The following is an 18515-nucleotide window of genomic DNA, read 5'->3' on the forward strand; positions in this document are numbered from 1 at the left end:
CTGTATCTTCGTGCTAGCGATGAACTCAGCCTCTGAAATTGGGACTGTGGCTGGTGGCTGGCTGCCGCAGTGGTTCAGGATTTAGGCCGATTCCATCGTTTACCTTTTTTTAAGGATAATTCAAGAGAGATAATGTCATGAATCGACATTTTTAGATTTTATTAGAGCTGTCTTAGCAACGTTATCCAGGACAGCTAAGTTTACCGTATAGACGGTATTTGGCACAGCTTTAATTGTTCAACCAATCACGAAATTATGACTATAGTTGCTCCCGAACAAATCGAAAAAATTGCGAACAATCAACACCAAAATCCCTTTGAGATTTTAGGCTCTCACAAGCTTTCCGACAACAACGGTAAAAGTGCCTGGGTCGTGCGAGCGTACCTTCCCAAAGCTGACGCTGCCTGGGTGATTCGCCCTGAGGAGCGGGATAGTTACCCCATGCACAGCGTGCATCATCCCAACTTCTTCGAATGCGAGATTCAGGCCGCCGAGCTAAAAAACTATCAACTGAAAGTCAAAGAGGGCGATCGCGAACGAGTCTTCTACGACCCCTACGCCTTCCGTTCCCCTAAACTGACGGAATTTGACCGCTACCTCTTCGCCGAAGGCAACCACCATCGCATCTACGAAAAACTCGGCGCTCATCCCACCGAAATCAACGGCATTGCCGGGGTCTACTTTGCCGTCTGGGCCCCCAACGCCCGCAACGTCTCCATCGTTGGCGACTTCAACGAATGGGACGGTCGCAAAGACCAGATGGAGCGCACCGAAAGCGGTATTTGGGAACTGTTCATTCCCCAACTCCCCTCGGGAACCCTCTATAAATACGAGATTAAAAACCCCCAAGGGCACATGTATCTCAAATCCGACCCCTACGGCTTTGCCCAACAAGTGCGGCCCGACACCGCCTCCAAAGTCGTAGACTTAGACCAGTACAACTGGAACGATGACGGCTGGATACAAGAACGCCGTCAAAGTGATCCCCACGACCAGCCCATCTCCGTCTATGAACTTCATGCCGGGTCCTGGCTGCATACCGGGGCAGAACATCCCCCCGACAAAGGCGAGGTCGTCCGTGTCTCAGAAAAGCCTGAAGGACGCTTCCTCACCTACCGAGAACTGGCCGAAAAACTCATCCCCTACGTCAAAGATCTCGGCTACACCCACATCGAACTCCTCCCCATCGCCGAACATCCCTATGATGGCTCCTGGGGGTATCAAGTGGCTGGCTACTTTGCCCCCACCTCCCGCTTCGGCAGTCCCGAGGACTTCATGTACTTTGTCGACCAATGTCACGCCAACGACATCGGCGTCATCGTCGATTGGGTTCCCGGTCACTTTCCCAAAGATAGCCATGGCCTGGCCTACTTCGACGGAACCCACCTCTATGAACATGAAGACCCCCGCAAAGGCGAACATAAAGAATGGGGAACCTACGTCTTCAACTACAGCCGCAATGAAACATGAAGACCCCCGCAAAGGCGAACATAAAGAATGGGGAACCTACGTCTTCAACTACAGCCGCAATGAAGTTCGTAACTTCCTCGTCTCCAACGCCCTGTTTTGGTTCGACAAGTACCACATCGATGGCATTCGCGTCGATTCGTAACTTCCTCGTCTCCAACGCCCTGTTTTGGTTCGACAAGTACCACATCGATGGCATTCGCGTCGATGCCGTGGCCTCGATGCTGTACCTCGACTACAACCGCAAAGATGGCGAGTGGGTTCCCAACCGCTTCGGCGGCCATGAGAACCTCGAAGCCGCTGACTTCCTACGGCAACTGAACTATCTCATCTTCGGCTACTATCCCGGTATCCTCTCCATCGCCGAAGAATCCACCGCCTGGCCCCTGGTTTCCCGGCCCACCTATCTCGGTGGCTTGGGCTTCAACTTCAAATGGAACATGGGCTGGATGCACGACATGCTGGACTACTTCAGCGAAGATCCCATCCATCGCCGCTACCACCACAACCACGTCACCTTTAGTTTGATGTACGCCTTCAGCGAAAACTTTATGTTGGCGTTGTCCCACGATGAGGTGGTTCACGGCAAGGGGAGCCTCTGGGATCGGATGCCCGGCGATAATTGGCAGAAATTCGCCAACTTGCGCTGTTTGTTCAGCTATATGTTTACCCATCCCGGCAAGAAAACCATGTTTATGGGGATGGAGTTTGGTCAGCATAAAGAATGGAATGCTTGGGGAGACCTGCAATGGGATCTGCTCAATCAGGAGTCCCATCAACAACTCAAGCAGTTCTTCAAAGACCTCAACCATATCTATCGCGCTCAACCGGCTCTTTACACCCAGGACTTCTCCGATGAAGGCTTTGAATGGATTGACTGTAATGATGCCGACAACAGCATTGTCTCCTTTATCCGCCAGGCGAAGGACAGCGAGGAGTTTGTGGTGACGGTCTGTAACTTCACCCCGGTTCCCCACCATGACTATTGGATTGGGGTTCCTCAGGCCGGCTTCTATGAAGAGATTTTCAACAGTGACGCTGAATGCTACGGCGGCAGCAACATGGGCAATGGTGGCGGGAAAGCCACTGTGGAGTGGTCGAACCCGAAATGGACTCAGGCCCTGCCTCTATGTTTACCCCCGTTGAGTGTCATGGTCTTTAAATATAAGCCTGATGCCTAATCGAAGTGCGGGCATCATCGCCGTGATGATGTCCGGCACTGACAGCAAATTGTCTTTCGCTAGGCAATCCTTGAAAGCAATCCTTGAACAATTACCTCACAATAAGCACTTATGGTTACAACCACTCGTCGCGCGGCCGAAATTACCCTCGTTGCCGATGAAACCCAAAAACTTCTGGATTGGGTGCAGGGGGTTCAAGCCTCTGATGAAACGATTTTTCACAAATCCCAACAGATTGCGCGCCGTTTAGGGGCCTACTATCGTCCCGATGGCTTGACAGAAATTGGCTTCTGGGTTCCCGAACTCAGTCCTGGGGAGATTCAACCGAAAAATATCTATCTGGAAATCTTCACCCCCCTCAACGACATTCATCCCAGTGAAAATTTACAAACCGTTAAGTTCCGTCGCGAGTATGTGAACTTACACCGGGATGGCGAATATATGTGGGGGGTCTTGTCGGGGATGAAAGCCGGCGATGCTGACCACTTCGGTTCCTTCTATTGGCTGCGATATCTCGATCATGAAAACGAGATTCGTACCATTGGCGATTTCTTGGCCGATTCTCTGCCCTATGGGGTTTATGCCCCCGCAGAGGTGTACGATCGCGATAAACTCCACCGCGATCGCCGCGATGCCGCCTATTTCGAACAATTCCGCACGGACGATGGTAGCCCCGTCAAAGTGAAGCCCCCCACCAACATCTTGCAGCTTCACGTCAACACGGCCTCGCCCAATGGCTATCTCTCGGGGTTAACGCAACTATTTCAGCAGATTTCCGATAAACTCGCCAACGGAGAACCGCTCACCCCGGCCGAAGAAAACTATGTCGGCTATGAAGCGGTGCAACTCCTCCCCATCGAACCCACCGTTGAATATCTCGGTCATCGAGAACATGGTCATGGCTTCTTTTTCTGTGGGGATGAAGACCGTCTGCACATGGACCCGGACAGTGAATCCATTGAACATGAGGCGGACGAAATTCAGGTTCAACTCAAGAAACCTGACACAGAAAACTGGGGCTATGACATCGTCATTTTTGGCATGGCCGCCACCAACCCCTCTGTCTTAGAAACCCAGCGGCCTGATGAAGTAGTGGAGTTTGTTGAAACTCTCCATAACTTCTCCACCGGACCGATTCAGGTGATTTACGATATCGTCTATGGTCACGCTGATAACCAAGCCCTCAATCTTCTCAATGGTCGCTTCTTGAAAGGCCCTAATATGTATGGCCAGGATGTGAACCACCAGAATCCAGGGGTGCGGGCAATTCTACTGGAGATGCAGCGTCGCAAGTCAGACACCGGCGTGGACGGGATTCGCGTTGATGGTGCCCAGGACTTTAAATACTTTAATCCCATGTCCGGGCGGGTGGAATACGATGATGTCTATCTGCAAGAGATGGACCAAGTTCCCCAAGAGATTGCCGGCAGTTGTCGCTACCCCTTCACCATTTTTGAAGATGGGCGGCCCTGGCCCGATGAAGGTTGGGAAGAGATTTCCACCTATCGAGACATTATTGAATTTTTGCCGGAAAGTTTCCAATGGGGGCCGTTGGTCTTTGCCCACAATACTCCCGGTTTGAAGAAGTTCTGGAGTCGTAAATGGAAGCGTGTCTGTGAAGTGATGCAAGTGGGGTCTAACTGGATTACCGGTTGCGGAAACCACGACACCCTACGGCGGGGAACACAGGTGGAAGCCGATATGCCCATTAACTGGAATTTGGGTAAAACCTTGCCGGAGGTGATTAATAATGCCTATGATAATCCGGCGATTACTATGTTGGTGTATGGGTTTAGTCCGGGACTGCCTATGGACTTTATTAACTGCACCATGCGCGCGCCTTGGGGCTTTTTACGCAACACCGACGAGCGCTATGGGGTGAAGGTGGTCGCAGAGGAAACAGGATTCCTCGATTGGCAAGTGGAACCCGATGTATATGATTTGTCGGGCATCTTTCCTCGTCTCAAGCGGATGGGATTCAAGAAAGTGGCCGAGTTGCGGCAGTTTATGCGCGGCTTGCAACATGCCATTGAGGAGACGGATTATGACCTCGATGAGGTGGCTCAAATTTGCCAGCGCCATTTAGGACCCACGTCAAATTCTCCTGAGGCCCAGGAGGAAGCCAAAACTCTGACTTCGGCGGCCCAATGGCAGAAGCTGAATGTGCCTGAAAAATCGCCGATTCTGCAAGAGTTGGATGTGGGCAAACTCAAGGAGTTCGCCACGAATTTTATGGAAGATGCCCATGAAATCTGTAATGTTTGGAAACATGAGCAATTCCTAGATCCAAAACAGACGGCCTATAATCGGCAACTGCGTCAGTTCCGCTTAGATCGTCCCTGGTTACGGGACAATTTGGGCGCCCGCGATCGCTTCAATCATATTGATGAAGAGACGGCAACCCTCTATTACGGACTGCGCACCAGTCCTGATGAGACGGAACAGGTGGCGATCGCCACTCACATGGGCGGCGACCCCCTCACGGTCACTCTAGCCGATTGGCTACAACTGGATTTAGAGGAGTGGGAGATTGCCCTCACCTCGCCGGGGTTAGAGATTAGCGATTTACGAACCCTCACCCTCAGCGACAGTCAAGCGGTATTACTTACTCGGACGAACCGCTAACTGGTTAGTCGCTTAACCCTCTCCATCAGGGCGTACTCTCCGGTACGTCCTGATTGTTGTTGCCGGGAAACTCTGGCCTATAGCGAACTCTGTCCCCCTCCTATAATTGAAATAGTTGGCGGCGATCGCCCCTTCCAAACTACCGGATAAAAAAGCCATGAACATCATCCTTCCCCGCGAACTCGAACAGATTATCCAAAATCAATTAGAAAACGGACAGTATTCGTCTGCTGTTGACGTTGTGCGTGCTGCCTTAGTGCTCCTCGAAGAACACGAACACCGCGATCGCCATGAAGAAATTGATGGAGAGGCGGCGATCGAGGGACAGCAAACGACACCTGAACAGCCCGATTCCGATCGCGACTATGGTGTTGCCTGGGCAAAATGGTTCCAAGACTTAGAAAATATAGAACCGACCATTGATCGTGCCACCGTAAAGCCGAGCAAATCTGAAATTGAAGAGATGATTGTTGAAAAATATCGCCAACAAGGCTTAGAACTATGATTATTGGTGAGACCGGCATACTGTTCTGTCTCGTTGATCCCACCCAACCTCAACACAGTCTCTACAAACGATCAATTTCACGTTACGCACAACCCCTGATTACGACTTGGCCTTGCTTGGCTGAAGCCATGTACCTCACGTCCCGTCGCGGGGGTTGGGCGATGCAAAAAAGGGTGGGCGACTTACTCCTCGAAGGTTTGTTCGTCACCTATGCGATCGCCCCCGACCTCATACCAAGACTTCTGGAACTGATGGAACAGTATCGCGATCGCCCGATGGACTTTGCCGATGCCAGCCTTGTTCTCCTGGCAGAACAAACCGGCTACCGCCAAATTCTAACCCTAGATTCAGACTTTTTCTTCTATCGCATTCACGGGCGCGAGAGTTTTGAGGTTTTACCGGGCGAAGAACAATCGTAATACTTCAAGATGCAAGAGTGAGGCCAAACCCCTCACTTCGGCTGCTGAGTCACAACCCGAGATGTCGTCGATGGGCGGCAGACGGACTATAATCGACAATCACGGCAGTTTTGTGAAACTCTGGCCCTTAGCGAACCCTATGACGTCACCGAAAAAACAGCCCCAGCGGCGCTTAGCTACCGTATTAGAAGCCATTTTGTATCTTAAGGGACAAGCCCTGACCTTGAGCCAGTTGGCCGACTGTGCTGGCTGCGATCGCCCCCAAGTCCAAGAGGCCCTGTTAGAGTTGATGGATGATTATGCTCGACGGGATAGCGCCCTGGAAATTGTGGAACTCAAGGGCCAATATAGCTTGCAACTGCGGGAAAGTTTCCAAGATGTGATGTTAGAGTTGGTGCCAGCGGAACTGGGACTGGGGGCCCAACGCACTCTGGCGGCGATCGCCATCAAGCAGCCGTTGCTTCAGTCGGATCTCGTGGAGCTGCGTGGCTCAGGCGCCTATCAACAAGTCAAAGACCTCATGGAACTGGGATTAGTCCGTCGCCGCAAATCCTCTGATGGCCGCTCCTATGAACTGCGCCTAACGGATAAGTTTCACCAATATTTTCAACTGCAAGGAACGGTACAATCCCTTGATATGATCGCCAAGGGGTAGAAGGATGGCCTACACTGGAAGATGTAGCCACATTGTTTGATCCAAGTTTGCTCTAAGGTTCATCCACTGTTGACCCACCGACGTAACTGAGACGCTCATGGTTTTCGACCCAGAAATTTTTGCTCAGATGAAAGAAAGCGAGGAGGTTAGCAATCAACTTCTCGCCTATCTGCAACACCAATCCCCAGACATTCTGGCACGGGTCGCCAAGTCGGCAAGTCCAGAAATCAAGGATATCATCTCTCGCAATGTCCAAGGACTCATCGGCGTGCTTCCTTCTGAAGAATTCAATGTCCAAATCTCTACCGACCGCGAGAACATGGCTGGGATGCTGGCTTCAGCCATGATGACGGGTTACTTCCTCCGCCAAATGGAGCAACGGATGGAACTTGACCACCAAGTCTCCCAGGTGGACAGCCCCAAGGGAGACAGCCCTCAGGGCAACTAAGGTAACTAGCCAAAACTGTCCTGATCAGACATAGCCTCGGGACGGACGGGAATCGTTCGTAGCTCGCCGTCCCGCAGCACCTCAATGGGTAGCCGCTGACCCACCTGCGATCGCTCTACCGCCGCCTGGACATCCAACGCGGTATCGACAATCTGCCCATCGATGCGGGTAATAATGTCACCAACGCGGATTCCTGAACGAGCCGCAGGAGAGTTGGAGCGGACTCCCCGAACCAGAACCCCATGGTCTTGGGTTAGATTCAAGTTAAACTGGGGATTGCGTTCGATTTCCGCCCGAATTTCAGCGGTTAAATCCAGCATTTCCACCCCTAAGAAGGGATGTTGTGCCTTGCCAGTGGCAAAGAGTTGCTCGGCAATGCGTTGGGCGGTTTCAATGGGAATGGCAAAGCCTAAGCCCTGAGCGTTAGCCCGAATTGCGGTATTGACCCCAATCACCTCGCCTCGGTCATTGAGCAAGGGCCCTCCAGAATTACCGGGATTAATAGCTGCATCGGTTTGCACAAAGCGCACCCGCTTATCACTAATCCCCACCTGGGCACTCGATCGCCCGGTCGCACTAATAATCCCCACGGTCACCGTATTATCTAAGCCTAAGGGGTTGCCGATGGCGATCGCCCATTGTCCGGCCACCAAGTTATCCGAGGAACCGAGGGTGGCGGTGGGCAATCCCACGGCCTCAATCTTCACCACCGCTACATCGGTCAACGCATCCCGGCCAATCACCTGACCGTCAAATTTACGCCCATCTCGCAGGGTCACCTCTACCACATCGGCCCCTTCCACCACATGAGCATTGGTGAGAATTTGCCCATCAGCCGCCAGAATAAAGCCTGACCCCGTGCCTCGTTCGGTGCGCTCTGTGCGTCGTGGGGACTCCTCCCCAAAAAAGCGGCGAAATAGATGATCTGGCAGAGAGTTGGGACTGCGGGAGCTAATCCGACGGGTGGCATCGATACGCACCACCGCCGGCCCCACTCGTTCGGCAGCCTGAGCGATAAAGTTAGGGCTGCTGTGTAACTGATTATCAATCTCTTCTGGGGAGGGGTCGAGCTGCCATTGAGTTGGCTGCAACACCACAGGGTCTAAGGTCAAGTTAGACTCGGGGTTAGAGGGGCTAAACGTCCCCTCCCAACTCTGACGACTGACAAAGCTACCAATGCCCCCTCCTAGAGTTAACAGAAGCACATAGACGGCGAGTTGTCTCCCGGAAAGATTCATAAATTTTCAGGGCTGCCGTAACGGCAGAGGAGTGATGACGGGGTCAGTTGAGGGCGATGCACTAGATTGGCATTGGCTGTGTTCCTCTATTCTGGCATTGTCGCTTCGAGTTTGGCAAAGCCGATTCTCCACGATCGGCTCCAAAAAAGCTTGGCCTTGCCCCAGAAGGGCGTAAAATCAAGGAAACTACTCCTGTTGAAGTTCGTGAATTTTGTGAAGTCTGTTCTTACTCCAGTCTACGCGGCGATCGCGGCGGCCCTGTTCTGGCTCCTAGGTCGGCTACGGCGATCGCGAACGCTCGTCGTCGCGACAATTGCTGCCCTATTGCTGTCAGGATGTGTCCGCTACGATGTGGGGATTCACTTTGACAGCCAAACCCATGGGGAAATTGTCCAGGATGTGACCCTATCACAACGGTTTGTTAACCTCAGCCGCACCACGGTGGATAGTTGGACCGAGAGCCTGAAACGACGGGCGCGATCGCTGCAAGGCTATACCCAACAAATGGGCGATCGCCGCTGGCGAGTGGTCATCCCCTTTAATAATGGTGACGACCTCGTCTATAAGTTTGAACAGTTCTTTAACCCAGTCGAGCAAAACGGCCTCACCCCAGAACAGGCCGGCGAGATTCCTGAGCTGGAAACCCATCTGGCGGTTGATCAACAAAACTTTATTTTCGCCATCTCCAACCATCTGAGCCTAGAGGTGGACTTACGGGCCTTGGGGGTGCTGTCAACGGAGGGGAATGTGCTGATTAGTCCCACGGGGCTTGTGGATGTGAGCTTCCGTCTCATCACCCCCTGGGGGGCAAAACTGGCGACGGTTTCGGGGCCCAACCCCCCCACATTTGAGGAGAACACCCTGATTTGGCCCCTGGAACCGGGAGAAACCCAACATTTAGAAGTGGATTTCTGGGTTCCTAGCCCCATTGGGATTGGTGCGGTGCTGATTATTCTCCTGGTGGCGATCGCCTCCTATCTCAAAGACAAGTTGCTGCCCGCCCTAGGGATTGGACGTTCCCCGCGCGCCTCAACTCCTCCTCCCATCGAGTCGCCCTCAGAAACCCCCAGCTCTTAAACGAGGTCTTTGAGCGAAACAGCCGCCTGGTTGAGCCGTTGGGTTCCCTCTTTAACTTGGGTGATACCCGTTGCTGTTTCCTGGGCCGCGACATTGAGAACGGTCATGGCCTCAATTACCTGTTCAACCGCATTCACCTGTTGTTTGAGGGTGAGGGTAATTTGCTGGTTACTCATCACCACCTGGTTAATGCCCTCTCGCACCCCAGCAAAGGCGTGGGAGGTGTTCTGACTCACCGCCACCCCCGATTCGACGCTTTTCGTGCCTTCATCGGTGACCATGACCGTGGTATTGATGGCATTCTGGATATCTTCAACCAGGGTGTTGATTTTCTCAGCGGATTTTTTGCTCTGATCCGCCAGTTTGCGGATTTCACTAGCTACCACCGAGAAGCCCTTACCATGTTCCCCTGCTCGCACCGCTTCCACTGCCGCATTGAGGGCCAACATATTGGTTTGGTTGGCTAAATCGCTCACCAGATTGGAAATATTACCAATTTGGTTAGTTTGCTCGCTTAAGCGTAAAATTTGTTGGGCGATCGCCGAGACTCGCTCTTTGAGGGAATACATCGTTTCTAGGGTTTCTTGCACCGCGCGCGTCCCATTGTCCGCTTGATTTAAGACTTGATTGGCACTGCCGGTTGCCGATTCGGCCTGGTTCATCACCTGACGGGCCGAGGCCCCGAGTTCATCCATGGTGGTGGTGGTTTCGTTGACTGAGGCAGCCTGCTGGCTAGCCGTCCGTTCTTGCTGTTCCATGGTGGCTGCAATTTCCATCGAGGAACTGGCCACAGAACTGGCCGCCTCATCCATCTGGCGCGTAATACGGCTAATGACCCACCACCCAACTAAGGTCGAGACGCTCAAGGTCAAGAAGGTGAACGTAATGGTGGTGGTGATCAGCAGTTGTAGGGACTCCTGCTGCGCCAGTTGACTATCGAGGACCAGAGACTTTTCATACTCACTGAAGTTCGTGAATAGGGTCTGAATGTTCTCTGCCTGAGCGCGTCCTCGTAGTTGTGCCCAACTCTGAATGGCCCCGTCGCGATCGCCCGCCTCAACCTGAAGGAAAATGTTGCGGTGGGTTTCAATGAGTTGATCGATCGTCTCAACAATCTCCTCCAACTGTTGCAGCTCCGGCCGCCCACGCAGACGCTCCCGCAGCAATGGCACATCGGCGTAGAAATTCTGCCGGGCCTCGTTATAGGTATTGATCGAGATTTCACTGGGTTCAAGTAAGTAACCCCGTAAGGTTCGTGACAAAACCTGAGCGTTCAATTCAAGGCGATCGACAATGCGATCATTTTCAATAAATTCTTCAACTTGATCCGCTTCCTGCTGCAATGTCCGCACGCTATTCCAGACCATGACAAAAGACAGCAGGGAGAGTACAATGGGAACAGCATAGCCACCAATAATCCAAGTCCGAATTCTTTTCTGTTTTAACGAAAACATTCTAATTCACCTCATATCCTAGGAGAAAAGCCACAGTTGATTGTTACACAATCGGTAATATACATCATTCTTTTTAGACTGTTTCCGACTTGCTAATCCCAACCTATGCCTTATCCTGATACTGTTATCATACTCCCCCCTGCTATTACCATCACCCAAAAGTTAACTAAAGTTAAAACGACAACAGTAAAGGCACTTGCCTATTGACAAAACACAAAAAATCCTTGACATTGACGCCTCATTTTGTATCCCCCACTCAAAACTCTTTCCGACCTACTAACCAATAGGTTTTCATTGTTCCTTTGCCTTTAATAGGCGTGAGTCCTCGCTCCTCAAATACAAAAGAATTGTGAAGCTTTCGATAGGTATCTTCTGAAACCTGAATGCGTCCAGGAACCCCCGTTGACTCCATGCGACTGGCCACATTAACCGTATCACCCCATAAATCATAAATAAATTTCTTAATGCCAATCACCCCCGCTACGACGGGTCCGCTATTCATGCCAATTCGCAGTTCTAGCGGACCCATGCCTGCTGGCTGAAAGTTGGCCATCGCCTCTAACATATCTAACGCCATGTTGGCGACCGCCTCAGGGCTATCTGAACGGGGAATCGGCAAACCCCCAGCAACCATGTAGGCATCACCAATTGTTTTTATTTTTTCCAGCTTATGTTTATCCGCAAGACGATCAAACAGAGAAAAAATTTGATTCAGTAAGTTCACAACTTCCACCGGTGAAACTTCAGAGGACAGGGCCGTAAACCCAACAATGTCCGCAAACATGACCGTTGTATCATCAAAGCGATCGGCGATCGCACTTTCAAGTTGCTTTAAGCGATCCACAATTGCTTTCGGCAAAATGTTCAGCAATAAATGCTCTGACTTTTGTTTTTCAGCCTTCAGTGCTTCCTCCGCTAACTTGCGTTGCGTAATATCCTCCAAGACCCCTAAAATGCCAACGACCTCTCCTTCTTGATTATGAATGGGAATTTTATTGATGTCGAGCCAAAGATATTTGCCCTCTGCATCGGGCTTTTGTTTTTTGGCAACAATATGTAGCTCAGGAGTATTACTATCAATAATACGCCGATCTTGAATGCGAAACTGCTCGGCAATTTCTCTATCACCAAACATATCATAATCCGTCTTGCCAACAACATCATTGGGCGACTTAAGTTGAGCTGCATTAGCCCAGTTTTGATTGCAACCTAGAAAAACTAAATTGGTATCTTTCCAAAATACTTGCTGTGGGATATTATCTAAAATTAAGCGCAAATACTGTTCCTGATCTCGTAAAGCCTCCTCAGCGCGAATACGCTCATTCACCTCTGCCTGAAGTTGCTGATTCTTCGCTTCGAGTTGCTCTTGTAAATCCTTGAGTTTAAGTTGATTTTCAATACGAGCTAACACCTCAGCAAACTGAAACGGCTTTGTGATGTAGTCCACCCCGCCTGCTGCAAAGGCTTTTACCTTATCGAGCACATTATCTAACGCGCTGACAAAAATGATAGGGATTCCCTCAGTTGCCGAGTTTGCCTTGAGGCGGCGACAGACATCAAAGCCATCAATCCCAGGCATATTAATATCCAAAAGAATTAAATCAGGCCGGAGTTGTTCGGCGACGTCAACGGCTTGCACCCCATCCGTAAGACTATGGGTTTGATACCCTTTACGCAAAAGCAACCGTGACAGGAGGTGCAGAGTCTCGGGCCGGTCGTCCACCAGCAGAAGGGTTGCCTTGGGTGATGTCTCAGATGGATGAGGGTGATCAGTCATAAGGAGCAGGCAAGAGGCAAGAGGCGATAGGCAACAGGCAAGAGGCATAACCCACCCCTAACCTCGACCGTGGAAGAGATGGCAATAGGCAAGTGGCGCACCCTCTTCTGGCATTGACCAAGTCTGGGGGTTGACCACAATGATGCAATATCCATTCAGCAATCTGGTCTAAACGCTGTCAGACGGTCCCCTTCTGTGGCAAGGTAAAACTAGATATACCCATTGCCAGATTTCTAGCTACCGTAACGAGCTGCTTCGGACTCATGCAAACATTGCCTACCCCCTACCCCAACGACACGAGCAACCCAGCCTCCCCAGATTCGACTGTTGCCGCCTTTGAGACCAAAATTCGTCGCCGTAAAACCCGTCCTGTTCCCGTGGGTAACATCACCATCGGGGGAGGACACCCGGTGGTGGTTCAATCCATGATTAACGAAGACACCATGGATGTCGATGGGTCTGTGGCAGGGATTCGGCGGCTCCATGAAATCGGCTGTGAGATTGTCCGGGTTACGGTTCCCAGTATGGCTCATGCCAAAACCCTAGCCCAGATTAAGGAAAAACTGCGAGAAACGTACCAAGATGTGCCCCTCGTGGCTGATGTACACCACAATGGCATGAAAATCGCCCTAGAAGTGGCCAAACATGTGGATAAGGTGCGTATTAACCCAGGTCTCTACGTGTTCGAGAAGCCCAAAAGCGATCGCAGCGAATACACAGACCCAGAATTTCAGGAAATTGGCGCCAAAATTCGCCAGACCCTCGAACCGCTGGTGATCTCCTTGCGAGACCAAAATAAGGCGATGCGGATTGGGGTCAATCATGGCTCGTTAGCCGAACGGATGCTGTTTACCTATGGTGACACCCCAGAAGGGATGGTGGAGTCGGCCCTGGAATTTATCAAAATCTGCGAGTCTCTAGATTTTTATAATCTGGTGATTTCCCTAAAAGCCTCTCGGGTTCCGGTGATGTTGGCTGCCTATCGTCTGATGGTTCGTCGCATGGATGAGCTAGGAATGGACTATCCCCTGCATTTAGGGGTGACGGAAGCCGGAGATGGTGAATATGGCCGGATTAAGTCCACCGCCGGGATTGCCACCCTCCTCGCCGATGGCATTGGTGACACCCTACGGGTCTCCCTCACTGAGGCCCCAGAGAAGGAAATTCCCGTTTGCTACAGCATCTTGCAAGCCTTGGGGTTACGCAAAACCATGGTGGAGTATGTAGCCTGTCCCTCCTGTGGGCGAACCCTCTTCAACCTCGAAGATGTGTTGCGAGAAGTGCGTGAGGCAACGAACCATCTCACGGGACTCGATATCGCGGTGATGGGTTGTATTGTCAATGGCCCAGGGGAGATGGCCGATGCTGATTATGGCTATGTGGGCAAACAGCCTGGCTTTATTTCCCTCTATCGGGGTCGTGAGGAGATTAAAAAAGTGCCCGAGGATCAGGGAGTGGCTGAGTTAATTAACCTGATTAAGGCTGATGGACGCTGGATCGATCCCTAGGAGATCCCATTCGGCCTGAGGGATCAGGCCCTGCCTAGGACAAGACCCAGGGGGGGACTGTCCTAGGTTGGATCTCGAACGGGCTAACATGTAGAGGGAGGTAGGACAATCTTGGAATAGGCTCCGGGGGGCGATCGCCCAAATTTGATTGTGTTACAGTGGGCCTAACAGGATTTAGACGTATACATTTTTTTACACTCTTGAAGTTAAGGCAAATCGACATGGCAACTCGTGGGTTGGTCGTTGGCGCAACCGTCGTCATGCTCAGCACGGTGACGATTATTGGTGCCGGCATTCATTTAAAAGGACAAGCATTCTTCCAGGAAAGTCCCAAAGAACTGGTAGATGAAGTTTGGCAGATTATCGATAAAAACTATGTCGATGCGGCCTTTAATCAGGTCGATTGGCGTGCCGTGCGCACAGAGTTCCTCGATCGCTCCTATGAGTCTCCCGAAGTCGCCTATGATGCGATTCGCGAGATGCTCGAAAAACTCGATGATCCCTATACTCGTTTCATGGATCCTGACGAGTTCCGCAGTATGCAAATTGATACCTCCGGTGAATTAACTGGAGTTGGGATTCAATTGTCTCAGGATCCCGAAACCGAAGAACTGATCGTCATTTCCCCAATTGAAGAAACCCCGGCGTTTGACGCAGGGATTCAATCTCAGGACGTGATCACCAAAATTGATGGTCAAAGTACTGAGGGGATGGATATCAACGAGGCGGTGAATCTGATTCGAGGCCGTGTGGGCACTGAAGTGGTTCTGACGATTCGTCGAGGAGAACGGGAGTTAGAATTCCCCATCACCCGCGCCCGAATTGAGATCCACCCAGTGCGTCATAGTCGTAAAGACGATTTACCCGGTGGCGTGGGGTATATCCGTCTGACCCAGTTCAGTCAACTGGCGACCGATGAAATGCGTGCGGCCATTCAGGAGTTGGAGTCTGAAGGCATTGATGGCTTTATCTTGGATTTACGGTCGAACCCCGGTGGCTTGCTGCAAGCCAGTATTGAGATTGCCCGGATGTGGTTCGATGAGGGCGATATTGTCTCGACGGTGAACCGCCAAGGGGTGGCGGAGGTTCAACGGGCCAATGGTCGCGCCATCACTGATAAACCCCTGGTGGTTTTGATTGACGGCGGTTCGGCCAGTGCCAGTGAAATTCTCTCAGGTGCGTTGCGGGATAACGATCGCGCCGTTTTGGTGGGAACGACGAGCTTTGGCAAGGGACTGGTGCAGTCCGTCCGTCCGGTGGGCAATGGTGCTGGGTTGGCCGTCACCATCGCTCGTTATTTGACTCCCAATGGCATTGATATTGATAAGGAGGGGATTCCCCCGGATGTGGAACAGGAGATTTCTGAGGAGGTTCGGGAAGAGATGCGGATGGATCGCACCATGATTGGAACTGAGCGCGACCCCCAATATGTCCGGGCCTTGGAAATCTTGCAGGAAAAGGTTGCGGCAGCAAATGGTGAGGAGACGACCAGTTCCGTTCCCGCATCGGTGCGTTAAGGGTCCGGCGTTGGACGAGGGGACTCTACCTCGTTAGCGAATGCTACCAATACTATGATCGGCTTCTAGGGTTACAACTAGGGCCGATTTGGCTTCGGGGGCAATCAGGGGAGTGATGAATAACTCCGGGTGCAGGGCTTTCCAGAAGTATTCAACAAATTCGCGTATCTCTTCGTCGGATAGGCCTGCTTTCCCTTGGGCGATCGCATCATGTTCGGCCTGAAGTCGCCAGCGTTGACTGAGACGATAATCAACGGGAGCCAAGACCATCAGGCGATCGCAACAGTCCCAGAGAGGCAAATACTCCTGTAAGCGCTGATTGCAATCCCGCGCAAAGGCTTTGTCCTGCGCTGTGCGAATTGGCTCGGGGGCCTGTTCAAAACAGCTCGGCTCGACAGGTTCAACCCCGACAAACCAGCCTTCAAAGAGAATAATATCCGCCCCCTCGACCTGCTCTGGGGAGGTGCGATCGCCATCTCCGCCAAAGGCCGACTTATCGAAGCGAGGAACCGCCACAGGGGATGCTCCCTGGCGCAGTTGCTGCAACACTTGCAACCCCAACTCCACATCATGGGTTCCTGGAGGGCCACGGCGGATGAGTCGGGGATCTTCAGCTTTGAGTCGTTGTCGTTCAGCGTAGGGTTTATAGAGGTCATCGAGAGATAGCCCCAGACTGCGATAGCCGAAGTACTCTAAAATGACGCTCAAAGCGCTGGCTAGGGTCGTTTTTCCCGTGCCTTGGCCCCCTAAAATCCCTTGCACAATGGGTCGAGCAGACTCCCGCCTCAACTGAGCCAATTGCCCCGCCAGAGGCAGCCAAAGACGCCAGAGATTCTCCAGAATGAGTTCCTGCCCCTGAAAAGGCAAACGTTCCACCACATTATCCAAAATCTCAGCCAGTTGCCCCAACCGTTCCTGAATGCCCTCAACGGTCTCAGATGGGGCTAAATCAAGGGCTTGGCTACGTTCAGGGGTTTGACGCTCCCCGGCCAAGAGCGCCTCACAGAGACTCCTGTCAACGGCTCCCTGTTGGCGCAGTTGTAGGACAGCGCGATGGAGTAAGGCACTTAGATAGCTCATCAACAATCTAGGGCAGGGCCTAAGATCCCAATTTAAAGGCTTCCACGAACAGACTATACACTAAACCCAATTTAGTGGCGCTGAGCGTGTCAGAGAATAATGAAGATTGTCGTAGACGACCATAGACGAGCCAGTTCACTGACTCGGTAATCAGCAACATCATAAAGGCGACGGTCATATCCAGGAAGGCTTTTTGCCCGGAAATAGTCGAGATGGCATTCCCGAGGAAGTAGCCAAAGAGAAAGCCAATGATAATCAACGAGGTACGCCGCCAAGGGTTGCGGGCCCAAGCTACGAAGCGAGCCAGCAGGACGTCAACAAGCCGATTAAGACGGGTATTTTGCACAACATACTCCTCTAAGGTGGGGAGGAAGCGGAGGACCCCCATAACCGAGGTTAGACTAACTCAAAGATTTGGGCAATAAACCAGGCGTAAAAGATGATAAAGAGATAGCCTTCCCAGCGGGTAATCTGTTTATCTTGCACGACGAAGAACATCAAGATTGTGCCACAGAGCATCTCTAGGAGACCTTCAATCAAGGTGGTCTTGGGAATAATCAAGGCACCGAAAAAGCGGGGAATCGCCATGACCACTAGGGCATTGAAGATATTAGAGCCGAGGACATTCCCCACCGCCACGTCATAACTGCCTCGTTTGACACAGACGAGACTCACACTCAGTTCAGGTAAAGAGGTTCCTAGGGCTAAAGCACTGACGGCGATGATTTCCTTGCCAATATTGAGTAATTCCGAGAGTGCCACCACGGACTCAACGGTATATTTGGCGCCGAAATAGATGAAAATCACACTGACGATTAAGATAAACAGCGCTTTCCACGGAAAGGCTTGCCGCTCACCCGCCTGTGGCGTTGAGTCAGTATTAGAGTCCTGAACACCGTCATCCCCGGTAGTGCCCGCTTCCGTTATCGGACGAGTCTCTAAGGAGGTCGGGGCACTGTTATCAGGGCCAGCGGATTCGAGAGCGCCAACTGCCACCGTTGCTTCCGATTTGGCTTCAACGGGAGCCTCTGCGATGGGGATACCGCCAATCTCACCTTCGGATGTTGTGATGGTATAGACTAAATAGACTCCATAGGCTAGCAAACATAAAATTGCTTCTCCCACTGAGTATTTCCCGGTAAATAGCATCAAGGCGAGCAGGAAAGATGAGCCAACAAACAGGGGCAAATCGACGCTGGTTAAATCATATTTAAGCTCCATTTTTCCGGCGACTACCGCTGCAACTCCAGTGATGAGAAAGATATTGGCAACGTTGGAGCCGATGACGTTCCCAAAGACAATTTCCGATGATCCCTCCTGTACCGCTGTGATGGAAGACATCAATTCCGGTAGGGATGTCCCCACAGAGACAATAGCAACACCAATAATAAATGGGGAAAGTCTCAGAAAAACTCCCAAGACTTCCGATGAGTCAATAAACCAGTCTGATGCTTTAATTAGCACAAACAAACTCACCGCAAATATACCTAACCAAGTGAGTAAATCTAACATCTTAAAATTTAAAGGGTCTCCAAGATTTAATATAACGCTAAAATACACCAAA

Annotated in this window: 15 protein-coding genes and 2 pseudogenes; 11 read left to right on the top strand and 6 right to left on the bottom strand. The window is 51.6% G+C overall.

Annotation, left to right across the window (positions count from 1 at the left end; genetic code table 11):
- Positions 1 to 255: 255 nt before the first annotated feature.
- From L855_RS22665 to L855_RS03150, 8 genes and pseudogenes are all read left to right on the top strand, one after another.
- Positions 256 to 1464, top strand: a pseudogene (locus tag L855_RS22665) (GlgB N-terminal domain-containing protein); the annotation flags it as partial.
- Positions 1460 to 1612, top strand: coding sequence for a hypothetical protein (locus tag L855_RS22670; protein WP_425500548.1), 153 nt, complete (start codon positions 1460 to 1462; stop codon positions 1610 to 1612). The pseudogene L855_RS22665 and the gene L855_RS22670, both read left to right, overlap by 5 nt.
- Positions 1605 to 2648: pseudogene (glgB, locus tag L855_RS22675) on the top strand (1,4-alpha-glucan branching enzyme); the annotation flags it as partial. The gene L855_RS22670 and the pseudogene glgB, both read left to right, overlap by 8 nt.
- 111 nt (positions 2649 to 2759) lie before the next feature.
- The gene (gene gghA / locus L855_RS03130) at positions 2760 to 5273 is read left to right on the top strand and encodes a glucosylglycerol hydrolase (RefSeq protein ID WP_159784040.1); all 2514 of its coding nucleotides are present in this window, start codon (positions 2760 to 2762) and stop codon (positions 5271 to 5273) included.
- 157 nt (positions 5274 to 5430) lie between these two features.
- Positions 5431 to 5778, top strand: a complete 348-nt coding sequence (locus L855_RS03135) for a ribbon-helix-helix domain-containing protein (RefSeq protein ID WP_159784043.1) — start codon at positions 5431 to 5433, stop codon at positions 5776 to 5778.
- Positions 5775 to 6197: a type II toxin-antitoxin system VapC family toxin gene (locus L855_RS03140; RefSeq protein ID WP_159784045.1), complete on the top strand. Its 423-nt coding sequence runs from the start codon at positions 5775 to 5777 to the stop codon at positions 6195 to 6197. Before L855_RS03135 ends, L855_RS03140 begins: the two co-directional genes overlap by 4 nt.
- 139 nt (positions 6198 to 6336) lie before the next feature.
- Entirely contained in the window at positions 6337 to 6852 is a 516-nt protein-coding gene (gene scpB, locus L855_RS03145; protein WP_159784048.1) for an SMC-Scp complex subunit ScpB, read from the top strand.
- Between the two features lie 97 nt (positions 6853 to 6949).
- On the top strand, positions 6950 to 7300 hold the full coding sequence (locus L855_RS03150; RefSeq protein ID WP_159784051.1) for a DUF760 domain-containing protein: 351 nt from the start codon (positions 6950 to 6952) through the stop codon (positions 7298 to 7300).
- A 5-nt stretch (positions 7301 to 7305) separates the two neighbouring features.
- Here L855_RS03150 and L855_RS03155 read toward each other — a convergent pair whose 3' ends face one another.
- Positions 7306 to 8538 carry an HhoA/HhoB/HtrA family serine endopeptidase gene (locus L855_RS03155; protein WP_159784054.1) on the bottom strand — a complete coding sequence of 411 codons (1233 nt, stop codon included), beginning with the start codon at positions 8536 to 8538 and terminating at the stop codon, positions 7306 to 7308.
- A 213-nt stretch (positions 8539 to 8751) separates the two neighbouring features.
- Between L855_RS03155 and L855_RS03160 the strand changes: the two genes are divergently transcribed.
- Positions 8752 to 9615 carry a DUF3153 domain-containing protein gene (locus L855_RS03160; RefSeq protein WP_246198705.1) on the top strand — a complete coding sequence of 288 codons (864 nt, stop codon included), beginning with the start codon at positions 8752 to 8754 and terminating at the stop codon, positions 9613 to 9615.
- Here L855_RS03160 and L855_RS03165 read toward each other — a convergent pair.
- Both L855_RS03165 and L855_RS03170 read right to left on the bottom strand, forming a co-directional pair.
- Positions 9612 to 11069 carry a methyl-accepting chemotaxis protein gene (locus L855_RS03165; protein WP_159784057.1) on the bottom strand — a complete coding sequence of 486 codons (1458 nt, stop codon included), beginning with the start codon at positions 11067 to 11069 and terminating at the stop codon, positions 9612 to 9614. The two genes, L855_RS03160 and L855_RS03165, sit on opposite strands and share 4 nt — an antisense overlap.
- Before the next feature lie 256 nt (positions 11070 to 11325).
- A complete protein-coding gene (locus L855_RS03170; protein WP_159784060.1) occupies positions 11326 to 12894 on the bottom strand; it encodes an adenylate/guanylate cyclase domain-containing protein in 1569 nt (522 codons plus the stop codon).
- A gap of 215 nt (positions 12895 to 13109) precedes the next feature.
- Here L855_RS03170 and ispG point away from each other — a divergent pair, with 215 nt between their 5' ends.
- Positions 13110 to 14354, top strand: coding sequence for a (E)-4-hydroxy-3-methylbut-2-enyl-diphosphate synthase (ispG, locus tag L855_RS03175; protein WP_159784063.1), 1245 nt, complete (start codon positions 13110 to 13112; stop codon positions 14352 to 14354).
- A gap of 215 nt (positions 14355 to 14569) precedes the next feature.
- Positions 14570 to 15871: a carboxyl-terminal processing protease CtpC gene (gene ctpC, locus L855_RS03180; protein WP_343039352.1), complete on the top strand. Its 1302-nt coding sequence runs from the start codon at positions 14570 to 14572 to the stop codon at positions 15869 to 15871.
- 33 nt (positions 15872 to 15904) lie between these two features.
- Here the strand turns inward: ctpC and L855_RS03185 are convergent, their stop codons facing one another.
- The 3 genes from L855_RS03185 to L855_RS03195 are packed head-to-tail and all read right to left on the bottom strand — an operon-like array spanning position 15905 to position 18463.
- Positions 15905 to 16951 (bottom strand): glycerate kinase, encoded by a 1047-nt coding sequence (locus L855_RS03185; protein ID WP_159784066.1) that lies wholly within the window; start codon positions 16949 to 16951, stop codon positions 15905 to 15907.
- A gap of 19 nt (positions 16952 to 16970) precedes the next feature.
- Entirely contained in the window at positions 16971 to 17339 is a 369-nt protein-coding gene (locus tag L855_RS03190; protein ID WP_425500549.1) for a DUF565 domain-containing protein, read from the bottom strand.
- A gap of 8 nt (positions 17340 to 17347) precedes the next feature.
- On the bottom strand, positions 17348 to 18463 hold the full coding sequence (locus L855_RS03195; protein WP_159784069.1) for a calcium/sodium antiporter: 1116 nt from the start codon (positions 18461 to 18463) through the stop codon (positions 17348 to 17350).
- Positions 18464 to 18515 lie beyond the last annotated feature (52 nt).

It is taken from the genome of Sodalinema gerasimenkoae IPPAS B-353, from assembly GCF_009846485.1.
Taxonomy (GTDB): domain Bacteria; phylum Cyanobacteriota; class Cyanobacteriia; order Cyanobacteriales; family Geitlerinemataceae; genus Sodalinema; species Sodalinema gerasimenkoae.

Excerpts from the sequence above, each read along its gene's own strand:
- L855_RS22670 (WP_425500548.1), top strand. The coding sequence starts at position 1,460 with ATGAAACATGAAGACCCCCGCAAAGGCGAACATAAAGAATGGGGAACC.
- gghA (WP_159784040.1), top strand. The coding sequence starts at position 2,760 with ATGGTTACAACCACTCGTCGCGCGGCCGAAATTACCCTCGTTGCCGAT.
- L855_RS03135 (WP_159784043.1), top strand. The coding sequence starts at position 5,431 with ATGAACATCATCCTTCCCCGCGAACTCGAACAGATTATCCAAAATCAA.
- L855_RS03140 (WP_159784045.1), top strand. The coding sequence starts at position 5,775 with ATGATTATTGGTGAGACCGGCATACTGTTCTGTCTCGTTGATCCCACC.
- scpB (WP_159784048.1), top strand. The coding sequence starts at position 6,337 with ATGACGTCACCGAAAAAACAGCCCCAGCGGCGCTTAGCTACCGTATTA.
- L855_RS03150 (WP_159784051.1), top strand. The coding sequence starts at position 6,950 with ATGGTTTTCGACCCAGAAATTTTTGCTCAGATGAAAGAAAGCGAGGAG.
- L855_RS03155 (WP_159784054.1), bottom strand. The coding sequence starts at position 8,538 with ATGAATCTTTCCGGGAGACAACTCGCCGTCTATGTGCTTCTGTTAACT.
- L855_RS03165 (WP_159784057.1), bottom strand. The coding sequence starts at position 11,069 with ATGTTTTCGTTAAAACAGAAAAGAATTCGGACTTGGATTATTGGTGGC.
- L855_RS03170 (WP_159784060.1), bottom strand. The coding sequence starts at position 12,894 with ATGCCTCTTGCCTGTTGCCTATCGCCTCTTGCCTCTTGCCTGCTCCTT.
- ispG (WP_159784063.1), top strand. The coding sequence starts at position 13,110 with ATGCAAACATTGCCTACCCCCTACCCCAACGACACGAGCAACCCAGCC.
- L855_RS03185 (WP_159784066.1), bottom strand. The coding sequence starts at position 16,951 with ATGAGCTATCTAAGTGCCTTACTCCATCGCGCTGTCCTACAACTGCGC.
- L855_RS03190 (WP_425500549.1), bottom strand. The coding sequence starts at position 17,339 with ATGGGGGTCCTCCGCTTCCTCCCCACCTTAGAGGAGTATGTTGTGCAA.
- L855_RS03195 (WP_159784069.1), bottom strand. The coding sequence starts at position 18,463 with ATGTTAGATTTACTCACTTGGTTAGGTATATTTGCGGTGAGTTTGTTT.